Raw genomic sequence first — 20,435 nt, 5'->3', positions numbered from 1 at the left:
TATGAGCATCGAAAAAGTAATATCGACACAAAACCTCACTAAAAAATTCGGCCATTTTATAGCGTCCAACGACATCTCCATAGATGTATACAAAGGTGAGATTTTTGGATTTTTGGGTGCGAACGGTGCGGGTAAAACCACGGCCATGCGCATGCTCTGTGGACTGTCTATTCCGACTTCAGGAAGTGCTACGGTCGCCGGATATGATGTTTATACCCAGACCGAAAAAATCAAAGAAAATATTGGATATATGAGTCAGAAATTTTCGCTGTACGAGGATTTGACAGTTGAAGAAAATGTTCGATTTTTTGGTGGAATATATGGAATGGCGAGAATAGAGATAAAGGCGAGAATAAAAAGCCTGCTCGAAAAACTGTCTCTCACCGGAGAAAAGGACACTCTGGTCGGTTCGTTGCCTTTGGGGTGGAAGCAGAAGCTGGCTTTCTCCGTGGCAGTATTTCACGACCCTAAGATTGTATTTCTGGATGAGCCTACAGGCGGAGTAGACCCTGTCACACGTAGGCAATTTTGGGATCTGATCTATGAAGCCGCCGATCGTGGAATTACAATTTTTGTGACCACACACTATATGGATGAGGCCGAATATTGCCATCGGCTCTCGATGATGGTGGATGGATATGTCAAAGCTTTAGACACTCCAGCTGCACTGAAACAAACCTATGGTGCCAGCTCAATGGATCAGGTATTTTACGAATTGGCTCGTGGGGCCAAAAGATCAGGTAACTAATGAAACAGCTCGGTACATTTATAAAAAAGGAGTTTCGTCATGTCTTCAGGGATAAGAAAACGCTGCTGCTTCTTTTTGGTCTTCCAGTCGTGCAAATCGTCCTCTTTGGATTCGCTTTGACCAACGAAATCAAAGATTCGAAGCTGGTCATTGTGGACTACGCCAGAGATGCAGCCACACAGGAAATCATCGAAAGATTCCGAGCCAGCGCTCACTTCGATTTGGAAGAATCCCTGTTGAGTCATTTGGAAATAGAATCGGCTTTCAAAAAGGGTAAGGTCAAAATGGTGTTGGTCTTTCCTGTCAATTTTGAGAAGGATTTGGTGCATCAGGGAAGAGCTGATTTGCAGCTGATAGCTGACGCATCCGACCCCAACACAGCAACCTCATTGGTGAATTTTGCTCAAGCAATTATCAGCGACTTTCAACAAACGAGAGCTACTGGGTCCTACGGGGTCCAAATTGTGCTGGAGACCAGAAATATTTATAATCCAGAGTTAAAAGGGACAACCAATTTTGTACCAGGTGTATTGGCACTGGTACTGCTTCTTATTTGTGTACTTATGACCTCGGTATCCATCGTGAAGGAAAAAGAGAACGGCACTATGGAAATCCTGTTGGTGTCGCCATTTAGTCCTTATATGGTGATCTTGGCCAAAGTAGTGCCCTATCTATTACTATCCATAGTCAACTTGATTTTTATTCTTGCACTCAGCGTGTTTTTGCTCGATATGCCGATCAATGGTAGTCTTTGGCTACTGATCTCAGTCAGTATCATCTTCATTATTACGGCTTTGTCGTTGGGTCTGCTGATCTCCAGTGTCACAGACTCCCAACAGACCGCTATGCTTATTTCCTTGATGGGTATGTTGCTGCCGACTATGATGTTTACCGGTTTTTTATTTCCATTAGAAAATATGCCAATGCCCTTGCAAGTGATAGCCAACTTTATCCCATCTAAGTGGTACTATATTATCGTCAAAGATGTAATGATCAAGGGCCTGGGTGTGGCTGCCATCTGGAAGGAGACCCTGGTACTGATCGTGATGACTTTTTTCTTGCTGGCTTTGAGTATTAAAAAATTTAAAATTCGACTCGCATGATGACACTCAGATATTTGCTTCAAAAGGAGTTTAAGCAGATTTTCCGTAACCCTACGCTGTTGAAAATGATCTTGGCACTTCCAATAATACAGCTGATCGTACTCCCATTAGCTGCGGATTATGAAATCAAAAACATCAATGTAGCGATCATAGATCAGGATCGATCTTCATTGTCCAGAGAGCTGGTATCCAAAATTTCATCTTCGGGATATTTTGTCCTGGTAGATTATAGTCATGACTTTGAACAGGGATTTTCCAACATCGAATCAGATCGGGCAGATGTAGTGATTGAAATTCCATTGGGCTTTGAGAAAACTTTGGTTAGAGAAAATAAGGAAAGCATTTTCTTGAGCATAAATGCAATCAACGGTACCAAAGCCTCTGTAGGTGGCGGTTATCTATCCAAAGTCACCGGTGAGTTTAATGCGCAACTTCAATTGAATTGGCAGAATCGGCAACAGACCAATTCTCAATCAATACTAATGGTAAACACTATCAACAGGTTTAATCCTATGCTCAACTATAAATTTTTTATGGTGCCCGGCATTCTCGCGATATTGGTCACCATGATAGGCGCATACATGTGTGCACTCAATATTGTGAAGGAGAAGGAGGTAGGCACGATCGAGCAGATTAATGTGACTCCAATCAAAAAACATCATTTTATCCTGGGTAAACTTATTCCCTTTTGGATAATTGGAGTGTTTGTATTTAGTACCGGTCTATTTCTGGTAGCTCGATTGATTTACGGTATTATTCCGATCGGAGATCTATTACTTCTCTATGGCTATCTCGCTTTGTATCTGGTAGCTATACTAGGTGTGGGGCTCCTCGTATCTACCTATTCCAACAGTCAGCAGCAGGCCATGTCGCTGGCATTCTTTCTTATGATGATATTTATACTCATGAGCGGACTCTTTACACCGATTGACAGTATGCCGCTATGGGCTCGTATTCTGGCAAAACTCAATCCAGTCACACATTTTATAGAAGTCACTCGTATGATCGTCATGAAAGGAAGTGGATTTAGCGACATTCGTACTCAGATACTTGCTACTATTGGTTTCGCTATTTTCTTCAACACCTGGGCTATAATCAACTATAAAAAAACGAGTTAAACTGATTCTTTATTCTGCTACACAATTTCCATGTATTTTTTAGTTTCCGGATCTAGAATTTTGGTAAGCGACTCAGAATACGTTTTGTAAATACTTTTGAACTCTAATGAGGCGTGTTCAATCATTAATTCAAGCACGGCGATAATGTTGGCTTTGGCCAATTCATTCAAATACTCCAATTGTTCTTTCTGTGAATCTGTTGGCTGGGGCAGCGGCATCAATTTTGATGATAATTTGTAAAATTTTAAATTGAATTTATCATTCAAAATAGGAGCAAACTCGTTTTTCAATTCTTCCTGACTATAATGGTCTTTGATATTGAAATCTTCAAAATTTACACTAATTGATATTTGGGTGAAATTTGGGATTTCAGAAAATAATTTGCACAGTAATTCGAGGTATTCTGATTCATGAATCCTTCGTAGATTTTTGTTAGTCATTCTTTGATCTTTGATCCATTGATTGACCTCGTTCCAAAACGTCAATCGCTCGCTAACATATTTTTTGTCGTCTACATCATGTGCTATTAGAGTGGTATAAAACTTAATTGCCTCTTCTACGGTCAGATCCTGATCATTACTTTTATAAGCTTCAATAATCCTATTCGCATCATTAGTTGTGGGTTTAAAATTATGTGATAAAAGGGTATTGAAGAATCTGAATCCAAGGTTATCAGTTGTCAAATCCAATTCCTGAGTTAAAATCGTTTTCTCAATTAGTTCAAATGGAATTGGGTCATCTTCATTTTTTCGGTTAATATAAGAGATACTGGCCTCCATTTTTTCACGAGTATGATTGCTAGGCTCGTTCAAAAGTGAAATTAGCTCTTGAGTAGTGTGTTTTCTGTGTGCGTCATTGAATACTTTTACATTTAACAACGATTGTTCAATTTCCTTTTGCTCTTCTTGGTTGAGATATGAGGATGCAATTTTATTCAAATTGGTTTTGAAGTCTTCGTCGTTATTCAATATGTCAAATATTAATCTATATCCTATTCTTATTAAGCTGTCTTTGATAAGTTTCGTTTGCTTTGGATTTGACTTAATATTAAAACTAAATTCCTTGCTAAAGACGTTTAATGTATTGCTTTTAAGGTAATTAGCGCGTGAAACAAAACTATTGTCAACCACAAATTCTACAATTGTCTCGTGATAGAAAAATTTTCTTTTTTGATAGTTTTCATTAACGAAATTGCAAATCTCCATTCTATGATTTAGTTGCAACTCCGTAATGCTGCTGGATAATTTCGCGAGCACCGCATGGCTCCATAAGCAGATGGGATGTTTTTGCTTATGGAGACTTAAAAAGGAGAGTTTGAATTGATGCTGTCGATAAAGATCAATGTCGCTTTCGACCTCCATATGAGACAAGTATTCTACATACATGATTCTGAAAATATTAGCCTGCGTCGCAAATCCAAAAGAATTCCATAAAGTAATAATGTTTTTGAATTCGCCTTCCAGCATAATATAGTCTGTGTCGATAGATGACCCTCCTTCAATTTCAAAAAGCACGCTGAGCTTTGTTCTATATTCTTTTTCGTCCAAAATTCCCGAACTTTTCAAAGTGTGCGTCAAAACCAGTCCGGAAGCTTTGTACATAAGATGTCCAATATGCCATGCAAAATGGCCATGATAATCGGCGCCCTCAAAATCATAGTTGGAGACTTCATTTTTCAATTGTACCAGAGCGTTTAAGTGGCTTTCAAAAAGATATTTCCAATTATCTGGATAGGAGTCATTTTCTAAGATCCTTTTTGTCAGGAGGTTGGTACTTGCCCAAATGGAATAGGCACAGTTCAATATGGAAAATTCATTTGCAACGAATTGATTTCTGATAATATTCGCAAGAATCTCTTTTTCATATTCAAGACTGAAGCATTGAAGACTTGTAAAACTGTTGGGTTTGTTCAATCTCACAAATGAGCTAAACATACTGAGGATTAGAGGTTCTAATTTCTGATATTCCTTTACATCTATTTCTTGAATATGATCAATCATATTTCTGAGATAGAAGTACTTGAGTTCCTGATTGTCATTATCCAAATGTATTGCCCTGGGTGAATCTGGTAGAATAGCACCAATATGATTGATTTGATTGATATAGGCTGTATCATGGTGTATCAAATAAAACTCCCATGAAAACTCTCGTAGCCTGATAAGATCATTCTGGACGTCTTTGAGAAATGGTATTGCCTTTTGAATTAAGTCAAATGGAATAACTGAATTCCCCTGTGGTGTATTACGGAGCGATTCCAAAAGTTTAAAAATCAGCTCCTTGCTATATGATTTGATAGCCCCATGTGCAGCGAGCAACTCGGGATCGTCCAGAGCCTTTCGAAGGTGCTCGTACAACTTGATCGACCAGGAAGTTTCAAGAATTAACTTTCCTTTGTTTTTGAGCCCCCAATAAACAGAGTGAAACAATTGGATTTCTTCTTCCTCAAATAATTTATGTGTAAGATTATAATCTCTAAGAAGGTCGTACAGCTTAGGACTAAATAAGAGTCTTTCTTTGTCAATTAGGTAACTACTAAAGTTGGCCTTCAATCGATCCAAATCATTATTTAAATTTTTGGATCTGGGATAGTGATTCTTGAATTCAGGCCAAATAATTTTTAGAAGAATGCTTAAATCATCACTCTTATTTGGTGGTGGATATATTGTAGATGATAATCCAGAAGCGTCGATTGGCGTGTTGGTGGAGTAAGTATTGCCGGATAGCAGAAAACAAAGTTTTAATAAATTGAAATCCAGATTAGAAATGGTTGATTCAAATGAAAACCGCTCTTCTGGATCAATTCCAACTGATCCCACCAGGTTTTTTATAGATGGGTATTTATTAGACTCTATTGGTATTTTTCCACCTCCAGAAATTAAATTATACTCAGCAATCAATCTGTTTCTTACTTTGATATCAAAGTATTGGGTCTCAAAAAAAGACAGGTTAAAATTATTGTCATTGAATTTCGCTCGGAAATTCAAAAGGCTTTCATACATAGGAGCATTGTAGTCGTATTCCAGCAATACCCAAGTCTCCCAACCGACTGTTTTTCTTTTGTATTTGGTGAAATATTTTCTAACAGTTGCTTTTGTTAAACTGTCTGCATTGGCGAAGTTGTCAACTATAATTACTCTGGGAAATGTCCCTTTTATCATGTCGGATGACAAGGACGACACAAGTCTGTTGATCTGCTTTTTTTCCCCGGGGTCACTAATAGAATTAAATATTTTTTGGTATTCATTCGATTCGTCGCCTCTGAAAAAATACCCTACGATTAAAATGGCGGCCAAAATGAGGAGAACAATTGGTAGCGGCGTACGACCTAGTACAGCCAGCACATTAAAAATGAGGGAGGATACAAAAAAACCTATTCTTTTAGGAATAATAAAATTCGTTTTTAAATAAAAATCCGACTTTAACTTAAATCTGAATTCACCCACAAGGTCAACCAGTAATGAGAATCGATTATCATTTAAAATGAGACTATGATAACACTTTTTTTTTGGAACAGAGACGCAGCTACTGACCAGATCAGCGATTTGATTACTGAGCCAGGTCATCCCATCATTTCGCTTGACCTTTACCAGAATAAGATTGCATGCTTCCTCACCAAGATTCTTTCTTAATTTTGGTTCAAATACACTTTTGAACTCAAAAGGGTCTTGGGCTTCATTTTTGAACTTTCTATGGAAGAGATGACTTAGTGAGGCGTAAAGGCTTTTTTCCGCATCCGAGTGTAGACCGATCATTATTTAGGAGTTGGTTAGTTTTAAAGAGTAGTAGGGTTTAATTGTAACCATTTAAGGTAATCAATAACTTTTAAAAATCAAGGTTTAAAAGATGTTGAAGAGATTAAGATGGTCTATATATTCAGATTTTTTAATTGAAACTAAATATTGTACAATGCTACACTGCAGAATCTGCTGACTTCACTGCAAATGTTTTTCTATAGAGGATAACTTTTACGTCTTTGCTTATAAACACATAAAAAACATGTCAAGATTTGTAATCGCTATTCTTCTAATTCTATTTTTCATTGCAAAAGCAAATGCCCAAGAATCAGAGGATAACTCTCCAACGTCCTCCAATCAAACACTGTTTGAGACCGTAGAACATCACTATGCTGACAATGACGGCGTTCGGATTCACTATGTAACCAAAGGCGAAGGCCAAGTAGTTCTTTTTGTACATGGATTCCCGGATTTCTGGTACACTTGGAGAAATCAGATGAATTCTCTCTCCAATGAATATCGGGTCGCTGCTATGGATCTTAGAGGATATAATAGGAGTGATAGCCCAACAGGAGTGGATAGATACGATTACAAGGAGCTGATCCTGGATATCGTAGCGGTGATCCAAGACACGGGAGTCACATCGGTCTGCCTTGTAGCACATGACTGGGGAGCCGGCATTGCTTGGCAAGTCGCTGCAAAATACCCCGACCTGGTAGAAAAGTTGGTTATTTTGAGTATTTCACATCCGAAGGCCGGTAATAAGAAACCTCCGGTATCTACAGGAGAAAAGCAGCCGTCGTATGCTGACTATTTCGTATCAGAAAAATTTCGAAATCAGCTGACGGAAAATTGGTTTTCCGGATGGGTCAAAGACCAGAGCGCCAAAGAAAGGTACAAAGAAGCCTTTAGACGATCTGATCCAGAAGCCATGATCAACTACTACCGAGCTAATTTCCCTACGCTGGAAAATCTTAACGATCCAGTATATGTAAACAGAAGTCGTGAACTTCCAAATTTGAAAATGCCGGTGTTAATTATTCATGGCAAAAATGATCCTTATGCACTCACTCCATCTCACAATAATACCTGGGACTATGTAGACAACGATCTCAGGATTGAAATCCTCAACAATAGTGGACATTTTATTCAGCAGGATGAAAGCGAAAAGGTAACTGCATTGATAGAAAACTTTCTTTCCAGATAATAGACACTATGTATAAGTATTTGTTTATGTGAATAATAAAATCAATAAATGATATTTTATGTAAAATTTGATTCTGCTGATTTACATTTGAATCATTCAAACAAAAAATCAGACAGTTATGCCAAGGATCAAATTGAACAGAGTGCATTGCACGCTACCAGACGAAGTCGATAAGGATGAAATGTATCTTCGGCATAAAGGTGAGAAAATATGGCCTAAAGGGGCTATTTATTATAGTGTAGACACAGGCGATGTAGCTCCAGTAAATCTGATCATGGAGGTAGAAGAAGGCTGGAATGAAATCGAGCTTTGGGATTTCGATTTTCTAAGTAGAAACGATTTTCTCGGAACCTTTAGATTCAAGGTCGACCAGACTCCTGGCTACTACACCAACTCCATGCATCTGGTAGAGAAAGGCAGCACGGCGAGTTATATTCTGGATTGGGAGATATTGAAAGAAGAACCACGGTCATTTAGTGATAATAGTGATAAATTAATTGAACAAGAAGTGTATCAACAGTAAAGTTTTCATATTGAGATAGAGTGGGCGTATCCCATACTAATGGGATATCAGGCAGCTTTGACCAGGCTGCCTTTTTTCATGCCCAATTCCTCAATAATACCACACAATCCATTGCTTAAGAACTATTGATTTTTATTGATTCTGCCGACCTCTTCTTGAGAGATTTTCTTAGTGTTAAATCCAGCGGCACCTAGTTTGCCAAAATTCCAGCTTAAGGTCACCTTTACAAATCGCCAATCGCCTTCCGAGAGATAGGTCATATACATGTTGTTGAAATTGGAATCACCAGTGAATTTGAATCTATCGAGTATATCATTGGCCCAAATCTGAACCGATAATTTATCATTAAGAAATTTTCGGCTCCAAGACACATTTATAAAAGATATAGGATTGTCGGTATACACTCCATCGACCCGATTGGACGTATATCTGATGTACGTGGCTAGCTTCATACGCCAAGGAAGATCTAAAAATTGATTGATCTGGAAGTAATACCCGGGCTTGTTATTATTCAACTGACCCCGAGTATCCGTAATTTGATGCTGGTCATAAAATCCTGCAAATAAGAAATTGGCGGAATAACTCTTATACACTACTGATTTAGAAATCGTAGCTGAATAGAGCTGCGTGTATTCCAGATTTTCTTTGACAAACGAAATGACGTTCGGGTTTGACTCATCCAATGACCTGAAGATTTGATTAACCTTGTGATTGTTATAGGTATAGTTTAGCGCCAATGACCAGGTTTTATAATTGACCTCACCAGAAATTGCATGGCTGTACTCTGGCAAGAGCCCCGGGTTGCCCCTCAACGAAACCAGCGAATCTACATACAAAACATAGGGATTAATATCTTGAAACAGAGGTCTGTTGATACGATAAGAATAAGCACCAGAAAGGCTCAAATTCTCGCTTAGCGTATGCTTTATAGACACGGATGGGAAGAGATTGAAGTAAGTCCGGCTTAGTGCCTGTACGTCCTCCGGATCATCTGTGATTCCATTCGTATTGGTCCATTCTCCTCGAAGACCGGCTACGGTTTGAGTACCGCCTTGATTCCAACTCAATTGAGCATAGCCAGCTGTGATGGATTCATCATAGCTAAAGCTATTGCTAAAATCAGGTAGCGGTGTGCTGGCACCATCATCAAGTTCGCTAAGCTTTACACGGCTATCATTGGTGATAGTGGTGCTTTTGGCGCCTATTTCCAGATTTAAGTTTTGACTGATTACTTTTTGCATATCCGCTTGCGCAGTATAGATTCGAATGTCATTGATATTGCGACTTTGTCGTAGAAGTCGGGAATCGACCATGCTTTCTCTTATGTTTTGATCTATGGTTTCGTCACGACCGAATTTGAAGTCTGCATATTGAAGATTGAATTGAAAATTGATCCCTTTGTCTGCATTGATGTAATAAAGATACGCCGTAGCCGTATTGCTACTTTGATCTGTAGTACCAAGTACCAACGTACCAATATTTAGATTTTCGGTCCCATTTACCGTGGCAATTCTGTCGTTGTTACCTTCTTTGTCAGTTATGTTTTTGGTACCTGTATAATTCACCCCAACTTTGAACTTGTCTAATAGAGTATAGGCCGCACGTAGAGAGAAGTTGTGACCAAGCTGCTGATTTTTTAGGTGATAGCGGTTGTCGGTAAAGTACTGCGACTCATCCAATAGTTCTCTGGATTGTCTAAATCGGCTACCCAAGGTTTGAGGTCTGATACCATAATTTCCCTGAATCATTAAGCGTTTGACTTTGAAGTAAACGTTTCCTTGAAAGAAGGATCTAAAATACTTGCCATAGCCAACTTCCTGAATCAGTCCTATTTTGTACCCTTCAACATTCTTTGACTTTGTGATAACGTTGATTACACCATTGCCTTCTGCATCATATTTCGCTGTGGGGTTTTCTATAATTTCGATACGATCAATTTCGGCTGATGAAAGACCATTCAATAGGGTAGACGAAGCCACGCGTTGGCCATCCAAATAGACAATAGCGTTACCTTTACCAAGAATGGCTAACTGGCCATTTCTATTGATGTCGATCTTCGGGGCGTTGCGCATGACATCCAGCGCGGTACCCGCATTACTAAGAGAGGTATTAGCCACATTTACAATCGTATTTGAGCCTTCTTTTTCCATTAGTTGCTGATTTGCGTTGATTTCAATTGTAGCGAGCATATCTGCTCTTAATTCAAAGCTGCCAATTCCTATAATTTGATTAGAATAAGGTATATTAATTAATTGAAAATGAGGCATATAACTGATGGATGTAATTTTGAGAAGCAGATCTTTTTCACTAGGAACCGCTAGACTAAATTCACCCTCCATGTACACCATTCCGGTAATGATGGTGGAGTCTTCAGGGTTGAGTATGACTACATTGCCAACTGCTATTGGCTGTTGCTCTTCGTCGACGATTTGACCTGTAACGGTGGCTAATCTTACTTCTTGAGATTTCACGACAGGAGTGAAAAGGACTGTGCTCAATAGGAGAGTGAGTACGAGTTTTTTCATAGAGATGGATTTTTATTGTTGTTTGATCTATTACTAATTGACATTCATTTTAAGGTCCTTGAGATATCGCTCTTTGATGATATCCATATGCCATATTTCATGACCGATAACAATGAATGCTGCGGCTCGTGCGGACATCGCCGACTGATTTGCCTGCCCTATGTGTTTAAGACATTGCTCATTCAGACCAATAAGCAAGCTGATTGATGCGATTCTTGTAGTTGTAAATTCATGCAAAAGCGCATGCATAGATTTCTCCGTAGCTCCGGATGGCTCATTATAGATTTGCTGATCAAAACCAGCCAATGGGGTGTCATCAAGTCTTGCAATCCTGAAGCACCTATACATAAAAATTCGCTCTGTATCTATCAGGTGTTGAAGGACCTCCTTGATTGTCCACTTGCCTGGCAAGTACCGATTATCCCATTTTTCTTCGGGAATAGATTCGAAAAATCGGCACACCGCATGTTTGCCATCCTCATATCCTTTTATGAGCGGAGTGCCGGCCGACAGCTGAGAAATATACCTGTGATAGTATGGATCATATTCATTTTTATCCAATTGATTTACATTCATTTTATGTGATGATTAGTGACTAAGCAAAGTTAGATGAGTCGACTTTCATCAACAATTAATATATTTGGCACAAATAATTAATTACCTACTATATTAAAGTATACAACAACTAAATACTTAATAATGAAAATTGATAAAACAAACTGGATTATTTTAGAAGAATTGCAAAACAATGCTCGTATGCCTTTGACAGAGCTTTCCAAAAAAGTAGATATGACATCACCAACGGTAGCTGAGCGCATCCAAAAACTTGAAAACGCTCAAATTATTGATGGCTACGAAGCCCGTTTGAATATGAGAAGTTTGGGATATCTGATGGGTGTTTTTATTTCTATCAAAATTCGATTCGGTCAGGTTCAGGCTTTTGAAGAGTTTATCCCCAAGGTACCGGAGATTTGTGAATGTCATAAACTTACAGGCCATGATTGTATGCTCATGAAAGGTTATGTCCGTGACCCGGCTCACCTCGAAGAATTGAATACCAGATTGGCTGCCTACGGCGAACTGACTACTTCTCTGGTTTTAAAATCCATTGTTGAACGAAAGGTGTATTCGGAATTATACTAAACTACTGATAGTAGGATGGACGAGGAACTCTTTTTTGTCTAGCGTTGTATCCTAGCCAAATACTAATTCTTAGACTAAGTGTGCATGTCTCCCTTGATTTCATTGAATGAGACTATTTCTTAGTATATTTAGATAAAGATTCCTACATAAAATGAAGTACTTCATTGCCCCAATATTATTAATATTCATCATTGCATCATGCGAAGCGCCACCCTTCGACAAGGTCTTAGACAGCAATCAGCCTGAACTGGATACCAGATGTCAGCTTCAATTTGTGAAAAGCCAGTTGATGGGGGAGGTGAATGCCAGTTTCGAGGCGGACGGAAATACTATGGGTAACGTTATTGCCTATTCTACACCTAGCGGCATGTATGTGATCGGCAAGCACAATGGAATCAATCTGAGTTTTGGAATCCCGCGTTATACAGGACCAGGAGATTATGCAGTATCTATGTCCAACACCATTACGATTGATGTGGCCGGGGATAACAATAAAGTGATCACTTATATTGCCAACTCGGGTGTAATAACCCTACAAGAATTTGTATCTCCGACTAATGAGATATGCATGAGCGGAGTATTTTCGTTTGAAGCTTGCATTGAAGGGAAAACATCGGGAGGTGTAATTTCAGTAGTCAATGGAGAATTTGAAGCCACTATTTCTTAATGCGTCTTTTTCTATTCATCGGTAGCCTTAAATCAAAACAATTTGCAAATCTATAAGCTGATCATAAGCTACTTGTTGACCGCAATTGTATTTTTCACAGTAGACCTGCTTTGGCTTGGTCTGATAGCCAAAAAGTTCTATGATAAACAATTAGCGAGTTTCCTTGCAGACAAAATCAATTGGCCCGCAGCCATTATTTTCTACCTTCTTTTTATCATAGGTATATTCATATTTGCAATACTGCCAGCAGTAGAAAAAAGCTCGGCAGCCAAAGCCTGGACATTGGGTGCACTATTTGGTTTTTTTACTTACGCCACATACGACCTTACCAATTTGGCGACGCTACAGGATTGGCCGCTAAAAGTAGTGTTTGTTGATATCACCTGGGGTATTGTACTCACTTCCACAGTGAGCTTATCCGGTTATTATATTACAAAATGGATTTCCTAACTATCCTTTGGCACCTGCTGATCTTGCTCATGAGCTTTGCCCTAATCAACTATGGGATCGCACTAGTTCTGAAAAGAAACGACGTAGCTGATGTAAGCTGGGGCATAGGGTTTATTTTAGTTTGTCTGTACTTCTATATCAGCGGTTCAACTTCACCTCTGGCACTTCTTGTATATCTTCTGGTTGTGCTATGGGGATTTCGATTGAGCTTTTATATCGGGATCAGAAACAGCAAAAAAGAAGAGGATTTTCGATATAAAAAATGGAGAATGCAATGGGGCAAACACTTCTACTGGCGATCTCTACTGCAGGTTTTTGTCCTTCAGATGCTTATTCTATTAGTTATATCCAGTCCGATTATAGTAGCTGCTATAGCAGAGGAGTCGGCCTATTTGAGCTTACTTCAGGTGATCGGAATTGTTGGCTGGATAGCGGGCTTCATGTGGCAGGCTATAGCTGACTATCAGCTCAGTGCATTCAAAAGAAAAAATACGGGTAAAGTACTTTCCTCCGGCCTATGGAAATACTCAAGACACCCCAATTATTTCGGTGAAATTGTGATGTGGTGGAGCCTTTTTCTAATGGTACTTGAGATAGAACATGGGATATGGGCCATCATCAGTCCGGTGCTGATTACCTATTTACTCACCAGCGTTTCCGGTGTACCCATGCTCGAAGAAAAATACAAAACGAATGACGAATATCGGGCCTATGTAGATAGGACACCCTCCATTTTCCCATTCTTTAAGTAGAAATACCTGTATTTCGGTATTGTCTGAGTTAATAATAAATCCAAACTTTATACCTATCAATTTTCACTAATAGACATCCTTGTATGCTATCGGTGATTCTAAACAAAATCTAATGATTCGATCATTTTCAGTTATCGCCTGGAGTTTCATAATCACACTGTTCACAAGTTGTTTTTCTGATGAATTATTTGTCAAAAGCCTGGACGAATTGAATTGTGACCAGACGCAAGCAACTACTATCACCTATGATGATGCCATTTGTCTAATTGTTGGTCATGCCGATATCAAGATTAAAGTTCAGGAATTCGAATCCAAAATCAAGGAAAAAAACATCCGATTAGATGGATGGTTGCTTTATGCTGTACAGCGAAATGACAGCAGTTGGTATACCTCTATTACCTCTCGAGGAGTGATTCCCGCCTATCAGTGTACTGCCAGTTTTGACAATAAAGGCCAATTGCTCACTGACGTGAATTGCTCATATAATAAATAACCTAAATGAATGGCCATGAAAAAAAACTTACTTCTAATCTATCTGGTTTTACTTTTTGCCCTGGAGGGCATCGCTCAATCTACTTCACCTTACCATAAAACGACCGAAGAAGAAAGGAATGAATACCTCAGGAAAGCTGAACAAAATGAATCTCAAGTCATCACGTTTAGTGAATATTCGACGGGCACATATATCACCAATCAGTACCAATCCTACGGTATTATTTTTAGCGGCGCTTCACCATTTATCACCTCAGATGGTGCCAATCCCACAAGTCCGGTTCTCTCAGGAAGCCCGATCTTTCAAGGATCTATTACCGGCACTTTTGTCGACCCTATCAATGGAAACCCTGTAGGCGTACAGTCATTCTCATTTGATGCTGGATACTTCGATGCATTTGGAAGCACCAGGGTAGAATGGTTTGATGTAGATGGAAACAAACTTGGGCAAAAGATCAATTCTGAATTTGGGATAGAAAATCTGAAAATGACAGGAGGAAATATTGGGAGCTGGACGATTTCAGTGATTGAGAACGAACCTTCAGGGTTTGCCATAGACAATGTAAGCTATGTGGAAGCCAACTCCCAACTCTTGTTTAGAGAGAAAAGAGATAGCGAAAAAGATGGGAGCTGGGGATTTGGTGATGATGAAATCCCTGGGTTTGATCATGTAGGATTTTATACTAACGGTCTGGTCTATGAATCACATCCGGGGTATGATGCTGGAGAGTATTATTCAGCCGAAGACGATGATATAGTCAATATTACGACCCTTGAAGGAGTACAGGCCCAGCATACCTTAGGTTCATTTGAGTATGATGCCAAGCTGGGAGAAGTGTCCCCGGTCAAAGATTTTGTACAAATTCCCATTGATGAAGACTTAGCATCTCTGATGCTCACACAAATCCAATCTGTGATGGGACAAGAATTTCAGTTTATAGGATTTGACCTAGATGGTTTATTAAAAACACTATCGCCCTCTGCTCAAAAGGGCGGATCAGGGTCATTTACCTGTGTTGGTTTAGTAGAATGGGCGGCAGAACAAGCCGGTCATAACGGGGGGGAAGGATTTATATTAAACAGTCTTGAGTCTGTGACAGTACCAGACCCAAACAATCCATTTTCCGCAACAATCGAAGTACCCATTCTTTCCCCTCAATTACTAAACTATGCCGTGAAAAGTCAGCAAATCTTAGAAAACACCGAGCAGTGGGTTCAGGGCTTCTTTGATCCGGTAGATTTTATGATTACAGACCCATTGGGCAGGAGATTGGGATACACCAGTGAAACTGGTGTAATCAACGAAATCCCAAACTCCTTCTATAGCGGCGATGGCAACGTGGAGCTGGTATTGATACCTAAACCGGTTCCTGGTGCCTATACCTATGAACTTATCGGTGTTGATGACGACGTACTTGCCGTATTGTCATCGGCAGACACCCTGAGTATCATCGATACCTTCCTGTCTCCAGAAGATACAGCACTCACTTATATCATGATCGAACCCAAGCTGGCCACAGTAGGAGATGTAAACGAAGACAGTCAAGTAGACGAGTCAGATGTTCTTGCCCTGGCTCCTTTGCTCAATACTTTTACAGACGGATTGGGTCACCCTGGTGACATAGATGGTGATGGACTTCTTTCTGATATTGACATGGAACTGCTAGAGAAACTTGTCTCAGTCGTAGATTCTATTCCGGAGATCGAACCCTACGAAGAAGCCTATACTTTGGCTGTAGAAGACCATGCTGACTTCAACCTTCAGGTATATCCCAACCCTTTTGCTAATAAGGCACACTTCAATCTGGAGCTGAAAAATGCGACTATTGTTACCTTCGGTATCTATGATCTCTATGGGCAAGAAGTATCAAGGCTAATTGACCACCGATTGCAAGCTGGCGCTCATCAGGTAGAATGGGATGCTACTCATATGGCAGATGGGGTATATATCTATCGTCTGTGGGTTGGCGAATACTTGCATGCCGGCAAGTTTATTTTGAATCGCTAGTGCATATACAAGCTCGAAAAATAAGATTGCATATCACTTAGAAAGATTGTATTTATGTTTTTAGGTCATAATTGTTGAATTCCGCATTCAACAACTTTGCGTAAATGTTACACTCAGAATTAATCCCATCCTCCGGTGGGCTTGATTAATTATTCTTAACTTGAAGCGTAAATTGCATTATCTGAACATGCAAAACGATTCTTAATATTTGTTGTACATGCCTTATCTAGTAATGTATTTAGTCAGAACAAACCAAATGTACGGCTGATTATTGCTGATGATTTGGGAGTAGACCTCCCCATGTATGGAGATAGTGCAGTATCTGTTCCGGAGTTGTCTAGTCTGGTTGAGGAAGGCATTTTGTTTAAAAATGCATATGTAACTCAGGCAAATTGTAGCCCTTCTAGAAGTAGTATTATTACTGGTCTATATCCCCATCAAAATGGTCAACTTGGCCTTACTCTTTCCTCTGGTAATCTTGTATTTTAAAGATAATTAAATCCACTATTGGTAAGTTTAACGGAATGGTGAAGCTATATTTATCTACTTGATTTCATCGCTGATCAAGAAAACATTGATTGAGTTGATAATAGAATGCATAGATGAATTACATCTCCACTAGTCTTTATCGAAAGGTCATTGACCACGCCATAAAAGAAGGATTACCCTTGGATTATTTTAGTGACTTGCCAACTTCTATCAATGTCATAGAGCAGATCCAGGCAGTACCAGCGGATCAATTCTTTGCCCTTCATGAAAAATTGGATGAGCGATTAGGACCTGGGTTTTCGGTAAGGGTAGGACAAGAAATGAAAATCGAGGACTATGGTGTACTTGGGCTCTCCTGGCGGACGTGTTCTTGGGCTGGTGAGATCTTTGCTCGCAGCGAAAGGTATTTCAAGTTGCTGTCAGATACCTACATTTTTCAAGTAGAAAAAAATCCTGACGTTTCTCATATTTATTTACACCGTGAACCCACCCGAAAGGGAATTGCTTTGTCGAACGAAGCTACTTTTTCAGCGGCGGTGGTAGTCCTACAGGCTATGACCGAAATTGACATTTCGCCAGTACGTGTTTGTTTCCAACATGAGGCCCCGAGTAATCTCAAAAGTCATCAGCAAGCTTTTAGTTGTGATATTTTGTTTGATCAGGAAAAGAACTATCTAGCCTATAAAACTCAAGACCTTGAGCTACGCACGGCAAAAGCTGATACGGCGATAAACCTTTTTTTGGTCGAGCGCGTAGCGGAAGAAACGAGCGGAATCCAAGTTAGAATAAGCAAAATTATCGCTGATGTTGAAATGCTGGTAATGGATGCACTCCCAAGCGGAATTCCGAGTGTCGCTATGCTCGCCGAACATCTTGGTATGAGTAACAGAACCTTGACCAGACGGCTCGCTGAAGACAACATGACCGTCAGGGACATCATTCAAAAAATACAGTTAAAGGTTTCCAAAGATTTGCTCAAAAATTCTACCCACTCCATAGCTGAAATCTCCTTTCAAACAGGCTTCTCAGAACAGAGTGCATTCAACCGAGCCTTCAAACGCTGGACGGGACAGTCTCCTGTAGAGTTTCGAAAAGTCAACTAAATCTCCATTTGGCGCAAACTGTCAAAAGATTGGCCTGAGCGGTCAAGAATAAGTTTCATTCTCGCTTCAATTTGCATCATAGTCTAATTGAAAGCATTATGAAATTAATAAAAACAGGCACGCTGTGGTTAGGTTTACTCGCTGCGACTCTAATTTTCCTCACTGCATATAAGGCTAGAGAAGAGGTAGTTATCTCTTTTAGCATGGGTAATAACCTTCAGAGCTCTGCATTTAATATTCTTGAGAATAAGTGCAACACCTGTCATAGAAAGTCAAATCCTTTCATGGTGTTCAATCAGCGAAATATGGGGAAACGCGCGGCCCGAATCTACAAGGCTGTGTTTCTTGAGCAAAGGATGCCCAAAGGTGAAAGTGACTTATCAAAAGAAGAATATAGCCTATTAAAAGAATGGCTAATTACACAGAAAATCAAATAATTATGGAAATCACAATTAAAACATTTGTGCTGATGGGATCAGTAATTCTAACAGGGCTTTCCGCAGGTCTGTTCTATGCTTGGTCCGTATCAGTGATTCCCGGCACACTCAATTTATCTGATACCTCATATTTAGAGACGATGCAATCCATTAATCGGGCAATACTCAATCCAGTCTTTTACTTCATATTTTTTGGAAGCTTTATCTTCTTGGGACTGGGTAGTATTTTTCAATACGCAGCATACAAACCTACCTTCTGGCTGATATTATCAGCAGCACTGATTTACCTAACAGGCACAATAGGAGTGACCGCGCTCGGCAATGTACCGCTCAACAATCAATTAGATGTGATGAATCTGAATGCAATGGGTAAGGACAAACTGGCCAGCTTTAGGACCTTTTACGAGTCTGGTTGGAATCAGCTGCACCTCTACAGAACAGTTTTTGCCATAATCTCCTTCATTCTTTCAGCAATTGCATTGGGATTAAGTACAAAATACTAGAAATACCTAAATATCAAATTCACATATATAATATCAAACATATGACACATAACATCTTAGTAATCGGAGGAACAGGTAAAACCGGCCGCCGAGTAGTCGAAAAATTGAATCAGGCGAATCATCAGGTAAGGATTGGTTCGAGAGGAAGTAATCCTGCCTTTGATTGGGATGACCCATCTACTTATGCAGAAGTCTTAAAAGGAATAGATAGAGCATATATAGTCTATTCTCCGGACTTGGCGGTGCCTGGTGCAAAAACCGCCATCAAACTTCTAACCGAAGAAGCACTCGCACAAGGGTTGGAAAAAGTGGTACTCTTGTCTGGCAAGGGAGAAAAAGAAGCGGAAGCTTGCGAGGAGATCGTGGCTGATTCTGGATTGAATTATACTATAGTCAGGGCCTCATGGTTCAATCAGAATTTTAGCGAAAGCTTTCTCTTGGATCCGATATTGGCCGGACATGTGGCACTGCCTATGCGGGAGGCTCAAATCCCTTTTGTGGATGTAGAGGACATTGCCGATGTAGTCACCAAAGTTCTAATGGAAGACAGCTACAATAGCGAAACGATAACGGTCACGGGACCTAATCAATTGAGCTTCGCAACGGTGATTGATCAGATTGCAAAGGCTACGGATAGAGAAATTGCGTTCCAGCCAGTTTCTATTCCTATGTATGAATCAATGATGAAAGATGCCGGACTTCCTGATGATTACGTTTGGCTTTTTAGTTATTTGTTTAAAGAGGTATTGGGCAACCCTGAAAATCAAATAATTTCAAATGATATTGAACGTGTATTAGGCAGGAAGGCCAAAGACTTTAGTGAATACGTGGCTCGAACCAAACAAACCGGAGTATGGTATCCTAAAGTCAAAATAGAGCAAGCCTAATCCATGATTTGGTTTAGTTGTCTGTTGCCTATACAGAGAAGGTTTTATGACCAGCTTCAGTATTTGAAGCTGGTTTTTTATTGAAAGTCTTATCAAATATCGAGCTACACATAAAATGGCGTATTTCTTTACGCTTCGTCTTGAGATAAAATCATTCAATAAACTATCCTTTTGTATAGTAGTGAAATATCCGTCAGTTAAACAACAGAGTTTCTATTTTGCAGTACGAAATTCAATTGCATGAGGAAACAAGTGGTAATAATAGGAGGTGGGTTAGCAGGGCTTACAGCGGCCTATACACTAAAGAAACAGGGCATCGTGCAGTAAATCTACTGATGCGTATTAAGTAAAAAGTAGATAAGTTATTATATATAGCTACTTCAAGTTTTTCTTTAAGACTTCATCTAACCTGGATTATGCATTAGGAATCGTGATGAAAGCTATAAAGCGCAAAGAAAGAGGCACTTATATTGAAGAGGCATAGCACCGCTATGGTGATTCAATAAATATATGTTAAGTGTCTATTTCAAAGTGCTTTATGATTGG

General features: G+C 39.6%; 19 protein-coding genes. 16 read left to right on the top strand and 3 right to left on the bottom strand.

Going from position 1 to position 20,435, the window contains the following annotated elements; translation table 11 throughout:
- The first annotated feature begins 1 nt into the window (after window position 1).
- Genes ABJF11_RS00330 through ABJF11_RS00320 form a run of 3 tightly spaced genes read left to right on the top strand, consistent with a single transcriptional unit; the run spans window position 2 to window position 2,969 of the window.
- A complete protein-coding gene (locus ABJF11_RS00330; RefSeq protein WP_348117103.1) occupies window positions 2-748 on the top strand; it encodes an ABC transporter ATP-binding protein in 747 nt (248 codons plus the stop codon).
- Window positions 748-1,851 carry an ABC transporter permease gene (locus ABJF11_RS00325; RefSeq protein ID WP_348117102.1) on the top strand — a complete coding sequence of 368 codons (1,104 nt, stop codon included), beginning with the start codon at window positions 748-750 and terminating at the stop codon, window positions 1,849-1,851. The genes ABJF11_RS00330 and ABJF11_RS00325 overlap by 1 nt, the downstream gene beginning before the upstream one ends.
- Entirely contained in the window at window positions 1,848-2,969 is a 1,122-nt protein-coding gene (locus tag ABJF11_RS00320) for an ABC transporter permease (protein WP_348117101.1), read from the top strand. Before ABJF11_RS00325 ends, ABJF11_RS00320 begins: the two co-directional genes overlap by 4 nt.
- A gap of 17 nt (window positions 2,970-2,986) precedes the next feature.
- Here the strand turns inward: ABJF11_RS00320 and ABJF11_RS00315 are convergent, their stop codons facing one another.
- The gene (locus ABJF11_RS00315; protein ID WP_348117100.1) at window positions 2,987-6,721 is read right to left on the bottom strand and encodes a hypothetical protein; all 3,735 of its coding nucleotides are present in this window, start codon (window positions 6,719-6,721) and stop codon (window positions 2,987-2,989) included.
- Window positions 6,722-6,965: 244 nt separating this feature from the next.
- On the opposite strand from ABJF11_RS00315, the gene ABJF11_RS00310 reads away from it, so the two are divergent.
- A complete protein-coding gene (locus tag ABJF11_RS00310; protein WP_348117099.1) occupies window positions 6,966-7,910 on the top strand; it encodes an alpha/beta hydrolase in 945 nt (314 codons plus the stop codon).
- Between the two features lie 118 nt (window positions 7,911-8,028).
- Window positions 8,029-8,433, top strand: a complete 405-nt coding sequence (locus ABJF11_RS00305) for a hypothetical protein (protein WP_348117097.1) — start codon at window positions 8,029-8,031, stop codon at window positions 8,431-8,433.
- Window positions 8,434-8,555: 122 nt separating this feature from the next.
- Here ABJF11_RS00305 and ABJF11_RS00300 read toward each other — a convergent pair whose 3' ends face one another.
- Both ABJF11_RS00300 and ABJF11_RS00295 read right to left on the bottom strand, forming a co-directional pair.
- Window positions 8,556-10,958 (bottom strand): outer membrane beta-barrel protein, encoded by a 2,403-nt coding sequence (locus tag ABJF11_RS00300; protein ID WP_348117096.1) that lies wholly within the window; start codon window positions 10,956-10,958, stop codon window positions 8,556-8,558.
- Between the two features lie 33 nt (window positions 10,959-10,991).
- On the bottom strand, window positions 10,992-11,534 hold the full coding sequence (locus ABJF11_RS00295; RefSeq protein ID WP_348117095.1) for a DinB family protein: 543 nt from the start codon (window positions 11,532-11,534) through the stop codon (window positions 10,992-10,994).
- A gap of 123 nt (window positions 11,535-11,657) precedes the next feature.
- Here ABJF11_RS00295 and ABJF11_RS00290 point away from each other — a divergent pair, with 123 nt between their 5' ends.
- The 11 genes from ABJF11_RS00290 (at window position 11,658) to ABJF11_RS00240 (ending at window position 19,889) form a co-directional block, all read left to right on the top strand.
- Entirely contained in the window at window positions 11,658-12,101 is a 444-nt protein-coding gene (locus tag ABJF11_RS00290) for an Lrp/AsnC family transcriptional regulator (RefSeq protein WP_348117094.1), read from the top strand.
- 151 nt (window positions 12,102-12,252) lie between these two features.
- Window positions 12,253-12,768: a hypothetical protein gene (locus ABJF11_RS00285; protein WP_348117093.1), complete on the top strand. Its 516-nt coding sequence runs from the start codon at window positions 12,253-12,255 to the stop codon at window positions 12,766-12,768.
- Between the two features lie 42 nt (window positions 12,769-12,810).
- Window positions 12,811-13,218 carry a DUF2177 family protein gene (locus tag ABJF11_RS00280; protein WP_348117091.1) on the top strand — a complete coding sequence of 136 codons (408 nt, stop codon included), beginning with the start codon at window positions 12,811-12,813 and terminating at the stop codon, window positions 13,216-13,218.
- Window positions 13,206-13,970 carry a DUF1295 domain-containing protein gene (locus tag ABJF11_RS00275; RefSeq protein ID WP_348117090.1) on the top strand — a complete coding sequence of 255 codons (765 nt, stop codon included), beginning with the start codon at window positions 13,206-13,208 and terminating at the stop codon, window positions 13,968-13,970. The genes ABJF11_RS00280 and ABJF11_RS00275 overlap by 13 nt, the downstream gene beginning before the upstream one ends.
- Window positions 13,971-14,082: 112 nt before the next feature.
- Window positions 14,083-14,463, top strand: a complete 381-nt coding sequence (locus tag ABJF11_RS00270) for a hypothetical protein (protein WP_348117088.1) — start codon at window positions 14,083-14,085, stop codon at window positions 14,461-14,463.
- A 15-nt stretch (window positions 14,464-14,478) separates the two neighbouring features.
- Window positions 14,479-16,470 carry a T9SS type A sorting domain-containing protein gene (locus ABJF11_RS00265; protein WP_348117087.1) on the top strand — a complete coding sequence of 664 codons (1,992 nt, stop codon included), beginning with the start codon at window positions 14,479-14,481 and terminating at the stop codon, window positions 16,468-16,470.
- A gap of 171 nt (window positions 16,471-16,641) precedes the next feature.
- Window positions 16,642-16,959, top strand: a complete 318-nt coding sequence (locus ABJF11_RS00260; protein WP_348117133.1) for a sulfatase-like hydrolase/transferase — start codon at window positions 16,642-16,644, stop codon at window positions 16,957-16,959.
- Between the two features lie 113 nt (window positions 16,960-17,072).
- On the top strand, window positions 17,073-18,062 hold the full coding sequence (locus ABJF11_RS00255) for an AraC family transcriptional regulator ligand-binding domain-containing protein (protein WP_348117085.1): 990 nt from the start codon (window positions 17,073-17,075) through the stop codon (window positions 18,060-18,062).
- Window positions 18,063-18,160: 98 nt separating this feature from the next.
- Window positions 18,161-18,499 (top strand): hypothetical protein, encoded by a 339-nt coding sequence (locus ABJF11_RS00250; RefSeq protein WP_348117084.1) that lies wholly within the window; start codon window positions 18,161-18,163, stop codon window positions 18,497-18,499.
- 2 nt (window positions 18,500-18,501) lie between these two features.
- Window positions 18,502-19,002 carry a DUF1772 domain-containing protein gene (locus ABJF11_RS00245; protein ID WP_348117083.1) on the top strand — a complete coding sequence of 167 codons (501 nt, stop codon included), beginning with the start codon at window positions 18,502-18,504 and terminating at the stop codon, window positions 19,000-19,002.
- A 41-nt stretch (window positions 19,003-19,043) separates the two neighbouring features.
- Entirely contained in the window at window positions 19,044-19,889 is an 846-nt protein-coding gene (locus tag ABJF11_RS00240; RefSeq protein WP_348117082.1) for an NmrA family NAD(P)-binding protein, read from the top strand.
- Window positions 19,890-20,435: the final 546 nt, after the last annotated feature.

It is taken from the genome of Reichenbachiella sp. (genome assembly GCF_039941815.1).
GTDB lineage: Bacteria > Bacteroidota > Bacteroidia > Cytophagales > Cyclobacteriaceae > Reichenbachiella.
This window is presented reverse-complemented; position numbering and strand designations above follow the sequence as displayed.